Source organism: Streptomyces avidinii (genome assembly GCF_045161815.1).
Taxonomy (GTDB): domain Bacteria; phylum Actinomycetota; class Actinomycetes; order Streptomycetales; family Streptomycetaceae; genus Streptomyces; species Streptomyces avidinii.
The window spans coordinates 2,879,224-2,892,891 of record NZ_CP108863.1 but is presented as its reverse complement, the minus strand read 5'-3'; the positions used below and the strand labels follow the sequence as shown (position 1 = coordinate 2,892,891).

13 protein-coding genes and 1 riboswitch are annotated in these 13,668 nt (G+C 70.6%); of the genes, 9 read left to right on the top strand and 4 right to left on the bottom strand.

All coding sequences use genetic code 11. The features are described 5' to 3' along the window. Positions 1-41: 41 nt before the first annotated feature. A complete protein-coding gene (locus tag OG373_RS12390) occupies positions 42-533 on the bottom strand; it encodes a M23 family metallopeptidase (protein WP_405438167.1) in 492 nt (163 codons plus the stop codon). A 251-nt stretch (positions 534-784) separates the two neighbouring features. Between OG373_RS12390 and rpsB the strand changes: the two genes are divergently transcribed. The 9 genes from rpsB to OG373_RS12345 all read left to right on the top strand — a co-directional run bounded on the left by rpsB (position 785) and on the right by OG373_RS12345 (position 10,642). After that, positions 785-1,705, top strand: coding sequence for a 30S ribosomal protein S2 (gene rpsB, locus OG373_RS12385; protein WP_405438165.1), 921 nt, complete (start codon positions 785-787; stop codon positions 1,703-1,705). Positions 1,706-1,840: 135 nt separating this feature from the next. Continuing rightward, positions 1,841-2,677 (top strand): translation elongation factor Ts, encoded by an 837-nt coding sequence (gene tsf, locus OG373_RS12380; RefSeq protein ID WP_405438163.1) that lies wholly within the window; start codon positions 1,841-1,843, stop codon positions 2,675-2,677. A gap of 162 nt (positions 2,678-2,839) precedes the next feature. Beyond that, positions 2,840-3,619, top strand: a complete 780-nt coding sequence (gene pyrH / locus OG373_RS12375; protein WP_030016384.1) for a UMP kinase — start codon at positions 2,840-2,842, stop codon at positions 3,617-3,619. Positions 3,620-3,711: 92 nt separating this feature from the next. After that, positions 3,712-4,269, top strand: coding sequence for a ribosome recycling factor (frr, locus tag OG373_RS12370; protein ID WP_030016386.1), 558 nt, complete (start codon positions 3,712-3,714; stop codon positions 4,267-4,269). Further along, on the top strand, positions 4,269-5,345 hold the full coding sequence (locus OG373_RS12365; RefSeq protein ID WP_405438161.1) for a phosphatidate cytidylyltransferase: 1,077 nt from the start codon (positions 4,269-4,271) through the stop codon (positions 5,343-5,345). Before frr ends, OG373_RS12365 begins: the two co-directional genes overlap by 1 nt. Before the next feature lie 93 nt (positions 5,346-5,438). Next, complete coding sequence (rlmN, locus tag OG373_RS12360) at positions 5,439-6,551, top strand: 23S rRNA (adenine(2503)-C(2))-methyltransferase RlmN (protein WP_073911009.1); 1,113 nt, start codon at positions 5,439-5,441, stop codon at positions 6,549-6,551. A 58-nt stretch (positions 6,552-6,609) separates the two neighbouring features. Then, a riboswitch (TPP riboswitch) is annotated at positions 6,610-6,719 on the top strand. An 85-nt stretch (positions 6,720-6,804) separates the two neighbouring features. Then, on the top strand, positions 6,805-7,902 hold the full coding sequence (locus OG373_RS12355; RefSeq protein WP_397737162.1) for a thiamine ABC transporter substrate binding subunit: 1,098 nt from the start codon (positions 6,805-6,807) through the stop codon (positions 7,900-7,902). Positions 7,903-7,997: 95 nt separating this feature from the next. Further along, entirely contained in the window at positions 7,998-9,614 is a 1,617-nt protein-coding gene (locus OG373_RS12350) for an ABC transporter permease (protein WP_405444030.1), read from the top strand. Beyond that, on the top strand, positions 9,614-10,642 hold the full coding sequence (locus tag OG373_RS12345; RefSeq protein WP_405438158.1) for an ABC transporter ATP-binding protein: 1,029 nt from the start codon (positions 9,614-9,616) through the stop codon (positions 10,640-10,642). The genes OG373_RS12350 and OG373_RS12345 overlap by 1 nt, the downstream gene beginning before the upstream one ends. On the opposite strand, the gene OG373_RS12340 is transcribed toward OG373_RS12345, so the two are convergent. From OG373_RS12340 to OG373_RS12330, 3 genes are all read right to left on the bottom strand, one after another. Further along, positions 10,639-11,886 (bottom strand): cytochrome P450, encoded by a 1,248-nt coding sequence (locus tag OG373_RS12340; RefSeq protein ID WP_397737158.1) that lies wholly within the window; start codon positions 11,884-11,886, stop codon positions 10,639-10,641. The two genes, OG373_RS12345 and OG373_RS12340, sit on opposite strands and share 4 nt — an antisense overlap. A 73-nt stretch (positions 11,887-11,959) precedes the next feature. After that, positions 11,960-13,363, bottom strand: coding sequence for an NAD(P)/FAD-dependent oxidoreductase (locus OG373_RS12335; protein ID WP_405438155.1), 1,404 nt, complete (start codon positions 13,361-13,363; stop codon positions 11,960-11,962). After that, positions 13,360-13,623 (bottom strand): ferredoxin, encoded by a 264-nt coding sequence (locus OG373_RS12330; protein WP_397737154.1) that lies wholly within the window; start codon positions 13,621-13,623, stop codon positions 13,360-13,362. Before OG373_RS12330 ends, OG373_RS12335 begins: the two co-directional genes overlap by 4 nt. Positions 13,624-13,668 lie beyond the last annotated feature (45 nt).

Sequence of the window (13,668 nt, the reverse complement as noted above, 5' to 3'; positions counted from 1 at the left end):
CTCCGCCCCGGACCCCGTGCCTCCGCCCCGGACCCCGTGCCTCACACGCCGGCGGGGCCGGATTCCGCCGGGTGTTCGACCGGTGGGACCGGTAGGAGGCGGGGTGTCGGGCGGGGGAGGAGGGTCAGGGGGTTGAGGTAGGTCTCGCCCGCCAGCAGGCCCCAGTGCAGACACGGCGCCGGGCAGTGCGAGCCCTCCGTCAGGACCGCCACCACCTGGCCCGCCCTGACCTGCTCGCCCTCCGTGACCAGGGGCCGGACCGGCTCGTACGTCGTGCGCAGGCCGTTCGGCAGGGCCAGCGAGAGGACCCCGCGGCCGGCGACGGGGCCCGCGTGGTGGACCCGGCCGTCCGCGACCGCCCGGATCTCCGCGCCCACCGGGGCCGACAGGTCCACGCCGCGGTGACCGGCCGCGTACGGGGTCGGCGGCGGGTCCCACCAGCGGGCCACCGACAGCGGCGCGGGCAGCGGGCGGACCCCCGGGACGGCCGACTGGGCCAGGGCCAGGAGCAGGCTGAGCAGCAACGTCGTCATGGGCCACAGCGTCGCGCGCGTGAGCCGGCCCGTGCCCGGTCCTGTGGACGACCGGGCCGCTGTGGACAACGGCGTCACCCGGCATACCGCCGGGTCCCGTACACTTCTTGTGGCGATCCGGGTCACCGGGTCGACTTCGCACGCCCCGGCGCCAGGCTGAAACAGCCAGGTGACAGCGTCTCTCGGTCCCCTCATGGGGGCAGGGCGCGGTGGGGCGTCAGGAACCAAACCGAGAAACCAAGGAGATGGCCATGGCCGTCGTCACGATGCGGGAGCTGCTGGAAAGCGGCGTCCACTTCGGTCACCAGACCCGCCGTTGGAACCCGAAGATGAAGCGCTTCATCTTCACGGAGCGCAACGGCATCTACATCATCGACCTGCTGCAGTCGCTGTCGTACATCGACCGCGCCTACGAGTTCGTGAAGGAGACCGTCGCGCACGGTGGCTCCATCATGTTCGTCGGTACCAAGAAGCAGGCCCAGGAGGCCATCGCCGAGCAGGCGACGCGCGTTGGTATGCCGTACGTCAACCAGCGGTGGCTGGGTGGCATGCTCACCAACTTCTCCACCGTCTACAAGCGCCTTCAGCGTCTGAAGGAGCTTGAGGCGATCGACTTCGAGGACGTCGCCGCCTCGGGTCTCACCAAGAAGGAGCTCCTGGTCCTCTCCCGCGAGAAGACCAAGCTGGAGAAGACCCTCGGTGGTATCCGCGAGATGTCGAAGGTTCCCAGCGCCGTCTGGATCGTCGACACCAAGAAGGAGCACATCGCCGTCGGTGAGGCGCGCAAGCTCCACATCCCGGTCGTCGCGATCCTCGACACCAACTGCGACCCCGACGAGGTCGACTACAAGATCCCGGGCAACGACGACGCGATCCGTTCCGTCACCCTGCTCACCCGCGTGATCGCCGACGCCGTCGCCGAGGGCCTCATCGCCCGCTCCGGCGCTGCGACCGGCGACTCGAAGCCGGGCGAGAAGGCCGCCGCCGAGCCGCTCGCCGAGTGGGAGCGCGACCTGCTCGAGGGTGACAAGAAGGCCGACGAGACCGAGGCCGCCCCGGCTGCCGAGGCTGTCGCCGAGGCCCCGGCCGCCGAGGCCCCGGCCGCCGAGGCTGTCGAGGCTCCGGCCGCTGAGGCTGTCGAGGCTCCGGCCGCCGACGCCGAGCAGGCCTGACCCACTGAGAGCGCCCGGCGTTCACGCGCCGGGCACTCGCAGCACGGACGATGACGGCGGGGGAGCCGCGCCAAAAGCGCGGCGCCTCCGCCGTTCACCCGTAGATCTACGACTTCGAGAGAGAATCACAGACTCATGGCGAACTACACCGCCGCTGACGTCAAGAAGCTCCGCGAGCTCACCGGCGTCGGCATGATGGACTGCAAGAACGCGCTGGTCGAGTCCGACGGCGACGTCGACAAGGCCATCGAGGCCCTCCGCATCAAGGGTCAGAAGGGCGTCGCCAAGCGCGAGGGCCGTTCTGCCGAGAACGGTGCCGTTGCCTCCCTCATCGCCGACGACAACACCTCCGGTGTCCTCGTCGAGCTGAAGTGCGAGACGGACTTCGTCGCCAAGGGCGACAAGTTCCAGGCGGTCACCAACCAGATCGCCGCGCACATCGCCGCGACCTCCCCGGCCGACATCGAGGCGCTGCTCGCGTCCGAGATCGAGCCCGGCAAGACCGTCCAGGCGTTCGTGGACGAGGCCAACGCCAACCTCGGCGAGAAGATCGTCCTGGACCGCTTCGCGCAGTTCACCGGCGGTTACGTCTCGGCGTACATGCACCGCACCATGCCCGACCTGCCGTTCCAGATCGGCGTCCTGGTCGAGCTGGACAAGGAGAACGCCGAGGTCGCCCGCGGCATCGCGCAGCACATCGCCGCGTTCTCCCCGCAGTGGCTGTCCGCCGAGGACGTTCCGGCCGAGAAGGTCGAGTCCGAGCGTCGCGTGGCCGAAGAGGTCACCCGCGCCGAGGGCAAGCCCGAGGCTGCCATCGCGAAGATCGTCGAAGGCCGCGTCAACGGCTTCTTCAAGGAGAACACCCTCCTTGGCCAGGCCTACGCCCTGGACAACAAGAAGTCGGTCCAGAAGGTCCTGGACGAGGCCGGTGTCACCCTGGTGCGCTTCTCGCGCATCAAGGTCGGCATCTGAGTCCGTCCGTACGCGACGGACACCGGACCCCGGTAGGGTCTGAGGCAGTCGTCCGCGCTCGCGCGAGGCGACCGCAGATCTGACGAGGAGGCCATTGCCGTAGAGGGAACCGCAAGGACCCACCGGCAATGGCCTTCTTCGTATGTGCACGAGGAGATCTCCATGAATCAGGGCGTGGACCCCCACACCGCATCCGACGACAAGAGCGACCAGGACAAGAAGGGCCGCCGCTTCATGCTGAAGCTGTCGGGCGAGGCCTTCTCCGGTGGCGGAGGACTGGGCGTCGACCCCGACGTGGTCCACGCCATCGCGCGTGAGATCGCCGCGGTGGTCCGCGACGGCGCGGAGATCGCGGTCGTGATCGGCGGCGGCAACTTCTTCCGCGGCGCCGAACTCCAGCAGCGCGGCATGGACCGGGCCCGGTCCGACTACATGGGCATGCTCGGAACCGTCATGAACTGCCTCGCACTCCAGGACTTCCTGGAGAAGGAGGGCATCGACTCCCGCGTGCAGACGGCCATCACCATGGGCCAGGTCGCGGAGCCGTACATCCCGCTGCGTGCCGTGCGGCACCTGGAGAAGGGCCGCGTCGTCATCTTCGGCGCCGGCATGGGCATGCCCTACTTCTCCACCGACACCACGGCCGCCCAGCGCGCCCTGGAGATCGACGCCGAAGCCCTGCTCATGGGCAAGAACGGTGTCGACGGGGTCTACGACTCCGACCCCAAGAAGAACCCGGACGCGGTGAAGTTCGACGCGCTGGAATACAGCGAGGTCCTCTCCCGCGACCTCAAGGTCGCCGACGCCACCGCCATCACGCTCTGCCGCGACAACAAGCTGCCGATCCTCGTGTTCGAGCTGCTTGCCGAGGGCAACATCGCCCGCGCCGTCAAGGGTGAGAAGATCGGGACGCTCGTGAGCGACCAGGAAACCCGGGCCTGAGCAGTCCGCTTCCGGACCGAGCGGGCCCGCACCGGCCCGCCAGACCCGCCCGCCCGCCTGAACCATCCATTTCTGACATGCAGGAGCACGTGGTGACCGAAGAGATCCTCCTCGAGGCCGAGGAGAAGATGGAAAAGGCCGTCGTCGTCGCCAAGGAAGACTTCGCCGCGATTCGCACCGGCCGTGCGCACCCGGCGATGTTCAACAAGATCGTGGCGGAGTACTACGGCGCCATCACGCCCATCAACCAGCTCGCCTCCTTCTCGGTGCCCGAGCCGCGCATGGCGATCGTGACCCCGTTCGACAAGAGCGCCCTGCGCAACATCGAGCAGGCCATCCGCGACTCCGACCTCGGTGTCAACCCGAGCAACGACGGCAGCATCATCCGGGTGACCTTCCCCGAGCTGACGCAGGACCGCCGCAAGGAGTACATCAAGGTCGCGCGCACCAAGGCCGAGGACTCGAAGATCTCGCTCCGCGCCGTCCGCCGCAAGGCCAAGGACGCCCTTGACAAGCTGGTCAAGGACAAGGAGGCCGGCGAGGACGAGGTGCGCCGCGCCGAGAAGGAGCTCGACGACACCACCGCGAAGTACGTCGCGCAGGTGGACGAGCTCCTGAAGCACAAGGAAGCCGAGCTCCTCGAAGTCTGATGAACGACTCTTCCTGGCAGCCGGAGCCGGTTCCGGCGGGTCCCGCATACGATGCGCAGGTGGGCCCGCACACTCGGCCCATGCCCATCGTGCCCGATGCCGCCGGCCGTGACTTCGACGACCGGGAAGCACGCGATCGGGGGGTCGCCGCCGACAGCGGCCCCCTCTTCCGCGCCGATACGCCGCCGCAGGAGCCCATGCCCAGCCCCCCGCCTCCGCATGCCCAGCAGCCGCAGGACGCCTCGCCCCCGCCGCCGAAGAAGCGCGCGGGCCGGGATCTACGTGCGGCCATAGGGGTCGGCGTGGGCCTCGGCGCGGTGATCTTCGCCTCGCTGCTGATCGTCAAGGCCGTGTTCGTCGGCGTCATCGTCGTCGCCGTCGTGGTCGGCCTGTGGGAGCTCACCTCCCGGCTGCAGGAACAGAAGGGCATCAAGGCCCCGCTGGTCCCGCTGGCGGTCGGCGGCGCCGCCATGGTCATCGCCGGATACGTCCGCGGGGCCGAGGGCGCCTGGGTCGCCATGGCCCTGACCGTGCTGGCCGTCCTGGTGTGGCGGATGACCGAGCCGCCCGAGGACTACCTCAAGGACGTCACGGCGGGCGCCTTCGCGGCGTTCTACGTCCCCTTCCTGGCCACGTTCGTCGCGATGCTGCTCACCGCCGACGACGGCCCCCAGCGCGTGATCACCTTCCTGCTGCTGACCGTGGTCAGCGACACGGGGGCGTACGCGGTCGGCTGGCGCTTCGGCAAGACCAAGCTCGCGCCGCGCATCAGCCCCGGCAAGACCCGCGAGGGACTCTTCGGCGCGGTGGCCTTCGCGATGGCGGCCGGCGCGCTGTGCATGGAGTTCCTGATCGACGGCGGCTCCTGGTGGCAGGGTCTGCTGCTCGGCCTTTCGGTCGCGGTCAGCGCCACCCTGGGCGACCTGGGCGAGTCGATGATCAAGAGGGACCTCGGCATCAAGGACATGGGCACGCTGCTGCCGGGACACGGCGGCATCATGGACCGGCTGGACTCCCTGCTTCCGACGGCCCCGGTGGTGTGGCTGCTGCTCGCAGCCTTCGTGGGCACCGGCTGACCTGCGAAAAGGCGTCGCAGGACGCCGGGCGGTTACTCTTGGAAGGCGCGCTGCTTCTGCGGCGCGCCTTTCGTCTTACAAGGAGTACCTGCCATGGCCCGCCCCGTTCCGGGAGAGCTCACCTTCGTCGCCCCTCGTGGGGCCAAGAAGCCGCCCCGGCACCTCGCCGACATGACCCCGGCCGAGCGCCGCGAGGCGGTCGCCGCGATCGGCGAGAAGCCGTTCCGGGCCAAGCAGCTCTCCCAGCACTACTTCGCGCGGTACGCGCACGACCCGGCCGAGTGGACCGACATCCCGGCGGGCTCGCGCGAGAAGCTCCAGCAGGAGCTGCTGCCGGACCTGATGAACGTCATCCGGCACATCTCGTGCGACGACGACACCACCCGCAAGACCCTGTGGAAGCTGCACGACGGCACGCTCGTGGAGTCCGTGCTGATGCGCTACCCCGACCGGGTCACCATGTGCATCTCCTCGCAGGCCGGCTGCGGTATGAACTGCCCGTTCTGCGCCACGGGCCAGGCGGGCCTCGACCGCAACCTCTCCACCGCCGAGATCGTGCACCAGATCGTCGACGGCATGCGGGCGCTGCGCGACGGCGAGGTCCCCGGCGGCCCGGCGCGGCTGTCGAACATCGTCTTCATGGGCATGGGCGAGCCGCTGGCCAACTACAACCGCGTGGTCGGCGCCATCCGCCGGCTCACCGACCCGGAGCCCGACGGCCTGGGTCTTTCGCAGCGCGGTATCACCGTCTCCACCGTCGGCCTGGTTCCGGCCATGCTGCGCTTCGCCGACGAGGGCTTCAAGTGCCGTCTGGCCGTCTCGCTGCACGCGCCCGACGACGAGCTGCGTGACACCCTCGTCCCGGTCAACACCCGCTGGAACGTCCGCGAGGTGCTCGGCGCGGCCTGGGAGTACGCCGAGAAGTCCGGCCGCCGGATCTCGATCGAGTACGCCCTGATCCGCGACATCAACGACCAGGCCTGGCGCGGTGACCTCCTGGGCAAGCTGCTCAAGGGCAAGCGTGTGCACGTCAACCTGATCCCGCTGAACCCGACGCCGGGCTCCAAGTGGACCGCCTCGCGGCCCGAGGACGAGAAGGCCTTCGTGGAGGCGATCGCCCGCCACGGTGTGCCCGTGACCGTACGTGACACCAGGGGTCAGGAGATCGACGGCGCGTGCGGCCAGCTGGCCGCCTCGGAACGCTAGATTCCGCTTCCGTTCGATGTGATTCGGCCGCGGGGTACCCTGTGGCCGAACCAATTTCATATTCCGACAGGGGAGCGCCACAGCGCTGAGAGTGCGGTATCCGTCATCCGCAGACCCTCTGAACCTCGCCCCGGTCATTCGGGGTAGGAAGTTCGGTCACCACTCTTGCTGTTGCGCCCTGCCCGGCGTCCGCTCCTGCAGAGCGCCGGGCAGGGCCGCGTCTTCTCCTGGACATCCCAGGAGGAATTCACCAATGAGCACCACCAAGAAGATCGCGGGCGCCGCGCTCGCGGCCGCGCTCGGCGTCACCACGCTCAGCGCCTGTGGCGGCGGCGACGCACAGGACAAGACCGGCGCGAGCGACGCCCCGAAGTCCAAGACCGTCACGCTCGTCTCCCACGACTCCTTCAACGTGACCGACACGGTCCTCAAGGAGTTCGAGCAGCAGAGCGGCTACACCGTCAAGGTGCTGAAGTCCGGGGACGCGGGCGCCGCGCTCAACCAGGAGATCCTCACCAAGGGCTCCCCCCGCGGCGACGTCTTCTTCGGCGTGGACAACACGCTCCTCTCGCGCGCCCTCGACAACGGCATCTTCACCCCGTACGAGGCCAAGGGCCTCGGCGAGGTGAAGCCCGAGTACGTGCTCGACAAGGAGCACCGGGTCACCCCGATCGACTCCGGTGACATCTGCGTCAACTACGACAAGGCCTACTTCGCCGAGAAGAAGCTCGCCCCGCCGCAGACGTTGGACGACCTGATCAAGCCGGAGTACAAGAACCTGCTGGTCACCGAGAACGCCGCGACCTCCTCGCCCGGCCTCGGCTTCCTCCTCGCGTCCGTCGGCAAGTACGGCGACGAGGGCTGGAAGGACTACTGGAGCAAGCTGAAGGCCAACGGCGTCGAGGTCGTCGACGGCTGGGAGCAGGCCTACAACGAGCGCTTCTCCGGCTCCGCGGGCGGCAAGAAGGCCAAGGGCGACCGCCCGCTGGTCGTCTCCTACGCCTCCAGCCCGCCGGTCGAGGTCCTGTACGGCGAGCCGCAGCCGGCCGAGGCCCCCACGGGCGTCTCCACCGGCACCTGCTTCCGCCAGATCGAGTTCGCGGGTCTGCTCAAGGGCGCCAAGAACGAGGAGGGCGGCAAGGCCCTCGTTGACTTCCTGGTCAGCAAGAAGTTCCAGGAGGACATGCCGCTCCAGATGTTCGTGAACCCGGTGACGAAGGACGCCGTCCTGCCGGAGCTGTTCACCAAGCACGGCGTGGTCGTCGAGAAGCCGGAAAACGTGGCTCCGGAGACCATCGCCAAGAACCGTGAGCAGTGGGTCAAGGCATGGACCTCGCTCGTCGTGAAGTAAGCGGTTCCAAGGAGCCGGGCGCGGCGTCGGGGGGCGCCGCGCCGGGCCCCGGCCCCCGCGAGGGGGCGCGGGCGACCGCCGTGCGGCTCGCCCTGATGGCCCTCCCCCTCGCCTTCTTCGGGCTGTTCTTCGCCTACCCCGTCGCCGCGATCGTGGGGCGCGGCCTCAAGACCGACGAGGGGTGGCAGTTCGGCCGGTTCGCCGAGGTGCTGACCCGGCCCGACATCGCCGACGTGCTGTGGTTCACCACCTGGCAGGCATGCGCCTCCACCCTGCTCACGCTGGTGATCGCCCTCCCCGGCGCGTACGTCTTCGCCCGCTTCGAGTTCCCCGGCAAGCAACTGCTGCGGGCCTTGGTGACCGTTCCCTTCGTCCTGCCCACCGTGGTGGTCGGCACCGCCTTCCTCGCGCTGCTGGGGCGGGGCGGACTGACCGACGAGCTGCTGGGCGTCCGGCTCGACACGACCGTCTGGGCGATCCTGCTCGCGCACGTCTTCTTCAACTACGCCGTCGTCGTCCGCACGGTCGGCGGGCTGTGGGCCCAGCTGGATCCGCGCCAGGAGGAGGCCGCCCGGGTACTGGGCGCCGGGCGGTTCACCGCGTGGCGGCGGGTGACGCTGCCCGCACTGGTCCCGGCGGTGGCCGCCGCCTCGCTGATGGTGTTCCTGTTCACCTTCAGCTCCTTCGGCGTCGTCCTGATCCTGGGCGGGCCCTCGTACTCCACCCTGGAGGTGGAGGTCTACCGGCAGACCGCGCAGCTCCTGGACCTGCCGACGGCCGCCGTGCTGACGATGGTGCAGTTCGCCGCGATCGGCGGGATCCTCGCCGTGCACGCCTGGACCGTGCGCAGGCGCGAGACGGCGCTGCGGCTGGTGGACCCGGGCCGCACCACGCACCCGCCGCGCGGCTGGGCCCAGCGCACGCTGCTGGGCGGCGTGCTCCTGACCGTCGCGCTGCTGATCGTGCTGCCGCTGGGCGTCCTGGTCGAACGGTCCTTCGACACCCCCGGTGGCTACGGTCTCGGCTACTACCGGGCGCTGCAGGACGCGGGCGCCGGTGGCGGGACCTTCCTGGTGGCGCCCCTGGAGGCGATCTGGAACTCCCTGCAGTACGCGCTGGCCGCCACCGCGATCGCCCTGTTCGTCGGGGGACTCGCGGCCGCGGCGCTCACCCGGCGCGGGGGCCGCTTCGTACGGGGCTTCGACGCGATGCTGATGCTCCCGCTCGGGGTGTCCGCCGTGACGGTGGGCTTCGGTTTCCTGATCACCCTCGACGAGCCGCCGCTGGACCTGCGGACCTCGTGGATCCTCGTGCCGCTGGCCCAGGCGCTGGTGGGCGTGCCCTTCGTGGTACGGACCATGCTGCCGGTACTGCGCGCGGTGGACGGGCGGCTGCGGGAGGCCGCCGCGGTGCTCGGCGCCTCGCCCTTGCGGGCCTGGCGGGAGGTGGACCTGCCGCTGGTGCGGCGGGCGCTGCTGATCGCGGCCGGGTTCGCCTTCGCGGTGTCGCTGGGGGAGTTCGGTGCGACCGTGTTCATCGCGCGGGCGGACCGGCCGACGCTGCCGGTGGCCGTGGCGCGGCTGCTGGGGCGGGCCGGCGAGCTGAACTACGGGCAGGCGATGGCCCTCAGCACGATTCTGATGCTGGTGTGCGCGGCGTCCCTGCTGGTGCTGGAGCGACTGCGCCCCGACAAGACCTCCGGAGAGTTCTGATGACACTGCTTCAGCTGGAAGGGGTGTCGGTCCGCTTCGGTGAGCGCGCGGTCGTGGACGCCGTGGACCTCGCGGTCGCCGAGCACGAGGTGGTGTGCGTGCTGGGACCGAGCGGGAGCGGCAAGTCCACGCTGCTGCGGGTCGTCGCAGGGCTCCAGCAGGTCTCCGGCGGCCGGGTCCTGCTGGGCGGGGCCGACCAGGCCGGCGTACCGGTGCACCGGCGCGGCGTGGGCCTGATGTTCCAGGACCACCAGCTCTTCCCGCACCGCGATGTCGGGGCGAACGTCTCCTTCGGGCTGCGGATGCGGGGGGCCGGGCGGGCCTCGTACGCGGCCGAGGTCGCTCAGCTGCTGGACCTGGTCGGGCTCCCCGGGGCGCAGGGCCGGGCGGTGGCCTCCCTGTCGGGCGGCGAGCAGCAGCGGGTGGCGCTGGCCCGGGCGCTGGCTCCGTCGCCGCGGCTGCTGATGCTGGACGAACCGCTGGGCCAGCTGGACCGGGGGCTTCGGGAGAGGCTCGTCGTGGAGCTGCGCGGGCTGTTCTCCCGGCTGGGCACGACCGTACTGGCCGTCACCCACGACCAGGGCGAGGCCTTCGCCCTGGCCGACCGGGTGGTGGTGATGCGGGACGGCCGGATCGCGCAGGCCGGAACCCCGCTGGAGGTGTGGCAGCGGCCCGCGTCGGAGTTCGTGGCGCGGTTCCTCGGCTTCGAGAACGTGGTCCCGGCCGTGGTCTCGGGTACCGGCGCCGCCACGGCGTGGGGGAAGGTGCCGGTGCCGGCCGGATCCCCCGAGGGGGAGCAGCGGCTGCTGATCCGCCCGGCGGGGGTCGCGCTCAGCGCGGCGGGGCTGCGGTGCGAGGTGGTGTCCCGCACCTTCCGCGGCACCCATGTCGCGCTGCTGCTGCGGCCGGAGGCGGGCCCGGTGCTGGAGGCGGAGTGCGGCCTGGCGGGGGCGCCGGCCGTGGGGGACCGCGTCGCGGTGACCTTCACCCCCGCCGAGGTGGTGGTCCTTCCCCCGGAGACTCCCTAGGGGCGGATGCCGTCGCAGGCGATCGGCAGGTGGCGCGGGCCGCGCAGGACCGCGTTCTGGCGGTACTGCGGCGGGTCCTCCAGCAGCCGCGGGTTCTCCAGCCGGCGGGCCAGCTCGCTCAGTGCCAGCTGGGCCTCCTGCCGGGCCAGCGGGGCGCCGAAGCAGCTGTGGATGCCGCTGCCGAGGCCGAGGTGCTGGATGTCCTTGCGGTCGGGGTCGAAGCGGTCCGCATCCTCGAACCGCTTCGGGTCACGGTTCCCGGAGGCGAGCATCAGCCAGACGGACGCGCCCTTGGGGATGGTGACACCGGCTACCTCGACGTCGGAGAGGGTGGTGCGCTGGGGCAGCAGCTGCACGGGCGGCTCGTAGCGCAGCAGTTCCTCGACGATCGGGACCGCCAGGTCCGCGTTGTCGCGCAGCCGCTGGAGTACGTCCGGGTGGCGCAGCAGCGTCAGCATCCCGTTGGTGATGAGGTTGACCGTGGTCTCGTGGCCGGCGATCAGCAGCAGAGCGGAGGTGCTGAGCGCCTCCATGGTGGTCATCGCGCCGTCCGGGCCGTCCGCCGTCGCCAGCTGGGACAGCATGTCGTCGCCGGGCTTCTTGCGGCGCTCCTCGATCAGCCCGGCCAGGTACATGCCCAGCTCCATACGGGCGTCCATCGCGCCCTTCCCGTGCTGCGTGGGGTCGGCGTCCGGGTCGGGGTCCAGGCTGGCGGCCAGGGTCTCCGCCCAGACGTGGAAGCGGGGCTCGTCCTCGCGGGGGATGCCGAGCAGCCGGCAGATGACCGAGACCGGGAACGGGTACGCGAACTGATCGACGAGGTCGATCCGGTCCATCTGTCCGGTCTCCACGATGCCGTCGATGAGGCCGGTGACGAGTCCGCCCAGTTCGTCGCGCATGTCGTGCACCCGATGGGGGGCGTGCGGGGGGCCGAACGGCCGGTTCGTCATCCGCCGCAGACGGTCGTGGTCGGGCGGGTCGAGCTTGAGGAACGACGGGGGCAGGGTCGTCCCCTCCTCGTCGGACCGGCCGCCCAGCGGATCGTCCCCGGTCGCCTTCAGGTTCTTGGCGTCGGAGCTGATCCGCGGGTCGTGCAGGAGGCTGTGGATCTCGTAGTACGTGCTGACGACGTACGGGCCGTCCCCGTCCTGGGACACCGGGGTCTTGCGGAGCTCCTCGTACAGCGGGTACGGATTCGCGCGGTTCGCGTAGGCGATGATCTCCCGCAGGATGGCTTGTGTCATGACAGGTCCTCGTGATCCTCGGGGGAGGGCGCGGTGCGGCCCTGGCGCGGCCGGTGGTGCGCGGGGACGAAGGTCATCGTCCGGGAGTGAAGGTCATCTTCCGGTCGGCCGGCGAGTAGCCGCTCAGCGTGATGGTCGGCCCGTGGGTCGGGACCGACGGGTCGGGGAAGTCGGCCGGCAGCGGCTTGGCTCCGTCGGACCTGCGGTCCACCGTGGAGAACGGCGGCGGGAACGGCGCCGTGGACTCGATCTGCTGCTCGTAGAACGGCAGCCAGCGGCAGTTGTCGAAGGTGACGGCGGCGATCGTGCGCCCCTGGTACCCGTACACGGCCGCGAACCGGCGCTCGGCCAGCGAACCCTGCGTGATGAAGATCTCGGTGCCCATCGGCGGGACCCCGACCGACTTGATGTTCACGCCGAACTGCGAGGACCAGAACGCCGGAACCCACAGATGAGGGCGGCGGTCGGCGCTCTCGCTCAGCATGTTGTGCGCGGCGGTGTCGGCCTGTGCGACGGCATTGCCCCAGTGCTCCAGCGAGAGGAACTGGTAGCCGAACAGGGCGTGCGGGGAACGCGCCACGTCACCCGCCACGTAGATGTCGTCGGTGACGATGCCCCGGATGTCGAAGGCCCGGCAGCCCGCGTCGCAGGCGATGCCCCGCGGACCGGCGCCCAGTCCGGAGCCGGCGAGCCACTCGGTGTTGCGCTGCGCGCCCAGCGAGACGACCACCACCTCCGCCTCCACGGTGGACCCGTCGGAGAGGTGGGCGGCGCGGACCCGCCCGGAGGGATCGCCCTCCAGCGAGGTCACCATGACCCCGGTGCGCAGGTCGACGCCGTTCTCCCGGTGCATCCCGGCCGCCACCTCGCCGATGACCCCGCCCAGCGCACCGACCAGCGGGGCCCCGCCCCGTTCGGCGACGGTGACGTCCAGGCCGCGCTCGCGGCAGGCGGAGGCGATCTCGGATCCGGTGAATCCGGCGCCGATGACCAGCACCCGGCGGGGACCGGCGGCGAGGGCCCGTTGCAGCCCTTCGCCGTCGTCGCGCGTGCGCAGCACGAAGACACCCTGCAGGGCGCCCTCCTCGGCGTTGGGCCAGGGCCGGGCGCGTACCCCGGTGGCGATCAGCAGCCGGTCGTACTCGACCTCGTCGCCGTTGCCGAGCCGTACCCGGTGGGCGGCCATGTCCAGGCCCGTGGCCGGGACGCCGAGGCGCCAGTCGGCGTCGATCGCCCGGCGGCGGGGGAGCGCCGTGTGTTCGGCGACCGCGTTGCCGAGCAGGACCTGCTTGGACAGCGGAGGCCGGTCGTACGGCTCGTACGGTTCGTCGCCGATCATGGTGAGCGAACCGGCGAAGCCCTTCTCGCGCATGGTCTCGGCGGCTCGCAGCCCGGCCAGTGAAGCGCCGACGACGACGATGCGGCCCTCGCGCTTGAGGCGCTCCAGGGATCCGTCATGCGTTCCTGCTACGGTCACCGCGCGCCTCCGGAAGCGGATCCGGCTCCGGCCACGGCGTCCGGGGCAGCCATCTTCGCCATGTCCTCGTCCGTGATCTCCAGGAGGATGGCCTGGACCGGGCAGGCGGCCACGGCACGCAGGACGTCCTCGCGCTGCTCGGGATCGGCGTTCGGGTTGTAGAGCAGCGACTCGTCCCCGTGCATGGCAAAGACATCGGGCGCGAGGAATGCGCACTGGGCGTATCCCTGGCAGCGGTTGAGGTCGACGACAAGCCTCATGACGGTTCTGCCTTTCCCTCGGCCGTTCCTCCCCGTCACCCCCCG

Coding starts and splice junctions, on each gene's coding strand:
- pyrH (WP_030016384.1), top strand. CDS start 2,840: ATGAATCAGGGCGTGGACCCCCACACCGCATCCGACGACAAGAGCGAC.
- OG373_RS12390 (WP_405438167.1), bottom strand. CDS start 533: ATGACGACGTTGCTGCTCAGCCTGCTCCTGGCCCTGGCCCAGTCGGCC.
- OG373_RS12345 (WP_405438158.1), top strand. CDS start 9,614: ATGACACTGCTTCAGCTGGAAGGGGTGTCGGTCCGCTTCGGTGAGCGC.
- OG373_RS12365 (WP_405438161.1), top strand. CDS start 4,269: ATGAACGACTCTTCCTGGCAGCCGGAGCCGGTTCCGGCGGGTCCCGCA.
- OG373_RS12330 (WP_397737154.1), bottom strand. CDS start 13,623: ATGAGGCTTGTCGTCGACCTCAACCGCTGCCAGGGATACGCCCAGTGC.
- rpsB (WP_405438165.1), top strand. CDS start 785: ATGGCCGTCGTCACGATGCGGGAGCTGCTGGAAAGCGGCGTCCACTTC.
- OG373_RS12350 (WP_405444030.1), top strand. CDS start 7,998: ATGGCCCTCCCCCTCGCCTTCTTCGGGCTGTTCTTCGCCTACCCCGTC.
- tsf (WP_405438163.1), top strand. CDS start 1,841: ATGGCGAACTACACCGCCGCTGACGTCAAGAAGCTCCGCGAGCTCACC.
- OG373_RS12355 (WP_397737162.1), top strand. CDS start 6,805: ATGAGCACCACCAAGAAGATCGCGGGCGCCGCGCTCGCGGCCGCGCTC.
- rlmN (WP_073911009.1), top strand. CDS start 5,439: ATGGCCCGCCCCGTTCCGGGAGAGCTCACCTTCGTCGCCCCTCGTGGG.
- OG373_RS12340 (WP_397737158.1), bottom strand. CDS start 11,886: ATGACACAAGCCATCCTGCGGGAGATCATCGCCTACGCGAACCGCGCG.